General features: G+C 57.3%; 2 protein-coding genes and 1 pseudogene. All 3 read left to right on the forward strand.

All coding sequences use genetic code 11. The features are described 5' to 3' along the window. Window positions 1-3,845: RHS repeat-associated core domain-containing protein (locus GQ57_RS37755; protein WP_442856774.1), on the forward strand; the 3,845-nt coding region annotated here is incomplete at its 5' end. Window positions 3,846-3,969: 124 nt separating this feature from the next. Beyond that, a complete protein-coding gene (locus tag GQ57_RS42850; RefSeq protein WP_152602010.1) occupies window positions 3,970-4,425 on the forward strand; it encodes a hypothetical protein in 456 nt (151 codons plus the stop codon). A gap of 121 nt (window positions 4,426-4,546) precedes the next feature. Beyond that, a pseudogene (locus tag GQ57_RS37760) lies at window positions 4,547-4,899 on the forward strand (RHS repeat domain-containing protein); the annotation flags it as partial.

Below are 4,899 nucleotides of genomic sequence, written 5' to 3' on the forward strand. Positions count from 1 at the left end.
GCCATGGCGTGGTCGAAAAAATTGGCGCGCAGGCCGATGCTGAAGGGGATGGCAACTGTTGCAAGAATCGTGAAGCCGGGACGACGGGTAGTATCAGTTTTGCGCGCGGAGCCGAGCGACTCGATCACGATGACTTCACGTTGCCGGGACCGTTTCCGTTCACATGGAGCCGCCAGTATCGGTCGGATCTTGCTGCCTATGATGACGGGGTGATGGGGGCGCGTTGGATTAGCCCGTACACGACGCGGCTCGACATCGTGCAAAACGATGCGCTGCCGGAGAGTCTTCGCTATCACGCAGCGGATGGCCGCACGCATGCATATCCGCTGCCGAAGGTCGGCGCGTTTCACTACGACGCCATCGAGAATCTAACGTTGGTGCGGGTGTCCGATCGAGTGGTCACTCTGGCGCGTGGCTACGATGTCAGAGAGACCTACGAGCGTCACGGCCAACACTTCCGCCTGACGGGCATCGTACTGCGCAACGGCGAGGGCTTGGCGCTGGCCTATGATCATCCGGAGCACGTGCCCAATCATGTGCTGCTGCCATCCGATCTGATGTCCTATCACGGTGAGATCGAGATCGATGCCCACGTTCACGTGGTGCCCGACGAACAGGGTCGCGTGGCGCAGGTGTGGCTGATCGAAAACAATAAGGCAGTTCGTCAGCTCGCCGACTATGCCTACGACGATGCAGGCGATCTGATTGCAGCAACCGACGAGAATGGCGCAAGCCGCAGCTACACGTACGAGCACCACCTGATTACGCGTTACACGGACCGTACCGGCCGAGGGATGAATCTGCGCTGGGATGGCGCGAGTGCGACGGCCAAGGCCGTGCGTGAATGGGCTGACGACGGTACCTACGACACGAAGCTCGAGTGGGATCCGAACATTCGTTTGACCTATGTCACCGACGCTCATGGCAACGAGACCTGGTACTACTACGACATTCTCGGCTACACGTACCGCATCCGACATGCGGACGGACGTTCGGAATGGCTTTTCCGGGACGAGGCGAAGAATGTCGTGCGTCACCTCCATCCGGACGGAAGCGTCGAAACCTTCACCTACGACGATCGTAGCAATATGGTTTCGCACACGCGGGCTGACGGTACCACGGTGTATTACGCTTACGACGCCCGCGACAACGTGCGCAAGATTCGCGACGGCGAAGGTGGCGTGTGGCTGCGCGACTACAACGCGAAAGATCACCTGATCGAAGAAATCGATCCGCTGGGCAACAAAACCGAATACACCAACAACGCGCTCGGCCAGCCGGTGGAAATCATCGACGCGAAGGGCGGCAAAAAGCAGCTCTCGTACAGCGCGACCGGGCAGTTGACGTCCTATGCCGACTGCTCGGGCAAGACCAGTCGTTGGCAGTACAACGCGCGAGGTCAGCTGGAGCGGTTTACCGATGCGGCAGGGCAGGCCACGAGCTATCGCTACGAGGCGGGCCAACTGGTTGACGTGACGCGGCCCGATGGGGTGACAGAGCAATACGAGCGCGATGCGGAAGGGCGACTGTTGGCGCACGTTGACGGGCTGCGCCGGCGCACGGAGTGGACCTATACGCGTGCCGGGCTGATTGCCAGCCGTAAGGATGCCAACGGGGAATCGCTGGGTTATCGATGGGACAAGCTGGGTCGGCTGGAGTCGTTGCGCAACGAAAACGGTCGGGAGACGTCGTTTGGGTACGATCCCGTGGGCCGGCTGCTGGCCGAAACGGGCTTTGATGGCAAGGCGACGCGTTATCGATACGATCCGTCATCCGGCGTGTTGACGGATGTGCTCAACGGGGAGCAAGGACATCGGATTACGGCAGTCGAATTCGATGCGGTCGGCCGACTGATTACGCGCCAGACGGGTCAATGGGACCAGGGTACTAGCCAGTGGAAGTACGGCGAGCGTGAGCGCTTCGCGTACAACGGCAACGGGCAGATGATTCTGGCGGAAAACGCCACCAGTCGGCTGCAATGGTTCCACGATGACGCGGGCAACGTCACGCGCGAGCACCAGCATTTCAGTTTCCTGAAAAATAAGCGGGTCGCGGTCTGGCGGCACGAATACGACGTGTTGAATCAACGGGTTGCCACGATTCGACCGGACGGCCACCGGGTGAGCTTGCTTACCTACGGCAGTGGACACGTGCACGGCATGATGCTGGACGATACGGAACTCGTCCAGATCGAACGTGATGACCTGCATCGAGAAATCGAGCGGGTGCAGGGCAATGGCCTGACGCAGAAGCAACAGTACGATTTGGCAGGACGGCTGCAACAGCAGAAGCTGATTGCAAGCCGGAGCGAAACGCAGGGCGGCAAACTGCTGGTGCAACGCAGCTATACCTACGACCGAGCCGGTCAGCTGGAGCGCATCGAGGATACGCAGAACGGGATGCGGACCTACCGTTACGATCCGATAGGACGATTGGTGGCGGCAACCGGCATGCTGGGCGAAGAAACCTTCGAGTTCGATCCCGCGGGCAACCTGCTGGATGACGCGCAGACGCGGCGCTTCGAATCGCCTGATCAAAACACACTGGGGTATTCGAGTCGAATCCAGGGGCGCCCGACACTGTTGGACAACCTGCTGCGCGAGTACGCGGGGACACACTACACCTGGAACGAATACGGCAACCTGGCGGAACGTCGGCATAACGGCGAGCAGGCGTGGTACGAGTGGGACGGATTGGATCGGCTTATCCAGTTCAGTAACGGCAAGGTGACTGTTAGCTACTGGTACGACGCATTGGGTCGACGCGTGGCGAAGAAGTCGAATGCGTGGGTCCGGCAGAGCTCACACGACGGCAGTGGCTATCGGGAAGCCGAGACGGCGCGGCTGAACGCGGAGTACGGATACGGCCTGACGCTATACGGCTGGGATGGCGATAGGCTGGCGTGGGAGAGTGGCACGGGCGAGCATGGGGGCAGTAGTGGCCGCACGACGCACTACGTGTACGAGCCTGATAGCTTCGTTCCGCTGGCGCAAGCCGTTCACGTGGGCTGGATTGAACTGCACGAGCAGCCGGAATACGATGAACACTACGATATTGATCGTGACCCGCTGTGGAGCCGCACGAACAAGCCAGCGGCTTTTACGCAGATCGGCTATTACCAGTGTGATCAGATCGGCACGCCGCAGGAGGTGACGGACGGGGCAGGTGAGGTTGCTTGGTCGGCGCGTTACAAGGCGTGGGGCGAAGCGAAGGAAGTCATCAGTGAAGCGGCGCGCAAGGCTGGTATCCGCAACCCTATCCGCTTCCAGGGGCAGTACTTCGACCATGAGACGGGCCTTCACTACAACCGGTACAGGTACTACGATCCGAACAGCGGCCGCTTCATCTCGAGGGACCCGATCGGGCTAGCTGGTGGCCTGAATCAGCATGCCTATGCTCCTAATCCGGTCGAGTGGATCGATCCACTGGGGTTGGCGAAAGTTGGACAACTCGGTACCTATGGAGATCTCAACGGCGGTGACAATGTTGGTGACAGCCTACAAGCTCACGAACTTTTGCGCCATGAGTATCTGGTGAAAAAAGGGCTAACGAACAAAAATTGCAGAGATGCAAACAATCCTTCAATTGCACTTGATCTTGATCGGCACACGCGAGGCCCTGCCACCGACACACGTGGAATAGGAGGCGCGCATTATCACGAGGCTAAAATTCGACAGACGTACGGACTTGGCAGGAATGAGTTTCACGATGACATTAAACGGGAACTTGACATTACTCAAGGTGGCTTGAGGAAGGCAGGGATTTCGGCGAGCCAGGCGAGGAGACTTCGAAAGCAAGCGGAAGCGTTTTTGGCTAAAAAATGTCCATGCAAATGCGAGGGTTGATATGAAGGCGTTACTAATTGACGAAGAGTGTCACGATCATCTCGAACCCCGAGTTGGAGGTGGGGCGCTTATTGGGGGGCTCGTAACTTGGCCAAAAACATCGTCGGGGGAGGAGTTGTGCTTAGTGGCTTCTTTGCCTACCAAATTTCTTGGGATTGAGGGGGCGCCTGAATATGTTTCGGTATTTTCGCTATACTCGAAGGATGATTATTTCTTGGATCGCATAACGTATCATGGCGATCCGGAGGAGATGAGGGTAATTAAGAGTAGTGGCGCCACTCAGGTTATATTCCACGAAAAAGAAAGTGAGCGTTTTGGAGTCGAGAGTATTCCGGCTAGAAGATTGGTTGTCGGGGGTGATGTGGGGCAGCCATATCAAGGTAGTGGAGTGGGATTCCCTCCTGGATTTCTCCAAAATGAGAAATTGACACTCGATCAAGGGCTTGAATTTTCCCTTCAGTTGTACTCGGGGGATTTTCCGGTGGGTTGGGAGGATATATTTGGGCTAGGTGATGCTCTAGCCTATTTGTTTGTTGATAAGAATAAATTTGAGGGATTGTTTTTCGTTCAGGTTACGTAATTTTCATTGTGGTGGCCGTGTTGGTCAGTTGAAAATCGGATGGTGGATTGGTGGAATCGGAGTGGGTGCTTGTCAAGAGATTTTGAAAAATGTGCTCTTGCGTTTAGCAGATGAAAGGCCGCGCTATTACCAATGTGACCAGATCGGCACGCCGCAGGAGGTGACGGATGAGGCAGGTGAGGTTGCTTGGTCAGCACGCTACAAGGCGTGGGGGGAGGCGAAGGAAGTCATCAGCGAGGCGGCGCGCAAGGCGGGTATCCGTAACCCGATCCGCTTCCAGGGGCAGTACTTCGACCATGAGACGGGCCTTCACTATAACCGACATAGGTACTACGATCCAAACTCTGGACGGTTCATCTGCAAGGATCCGATCGGGTTGGCCGGCGGTATTAACGTCTTCCAGTACGCGCCCAATCCGATATCGTGGATCGATCCATTGGGATTGCACTGCATTCTGGCCGATACCGATCTTGT

This window comes from Burkholderia sp. MSh2, from assembly GCF_000731655.1.
Lineage (GTDB): Bacteria > Pseudomonadota > Gammaproteobacteria > Burkholderiales > Burkholderiaceae > Burkholderia > Burkholderia paludis.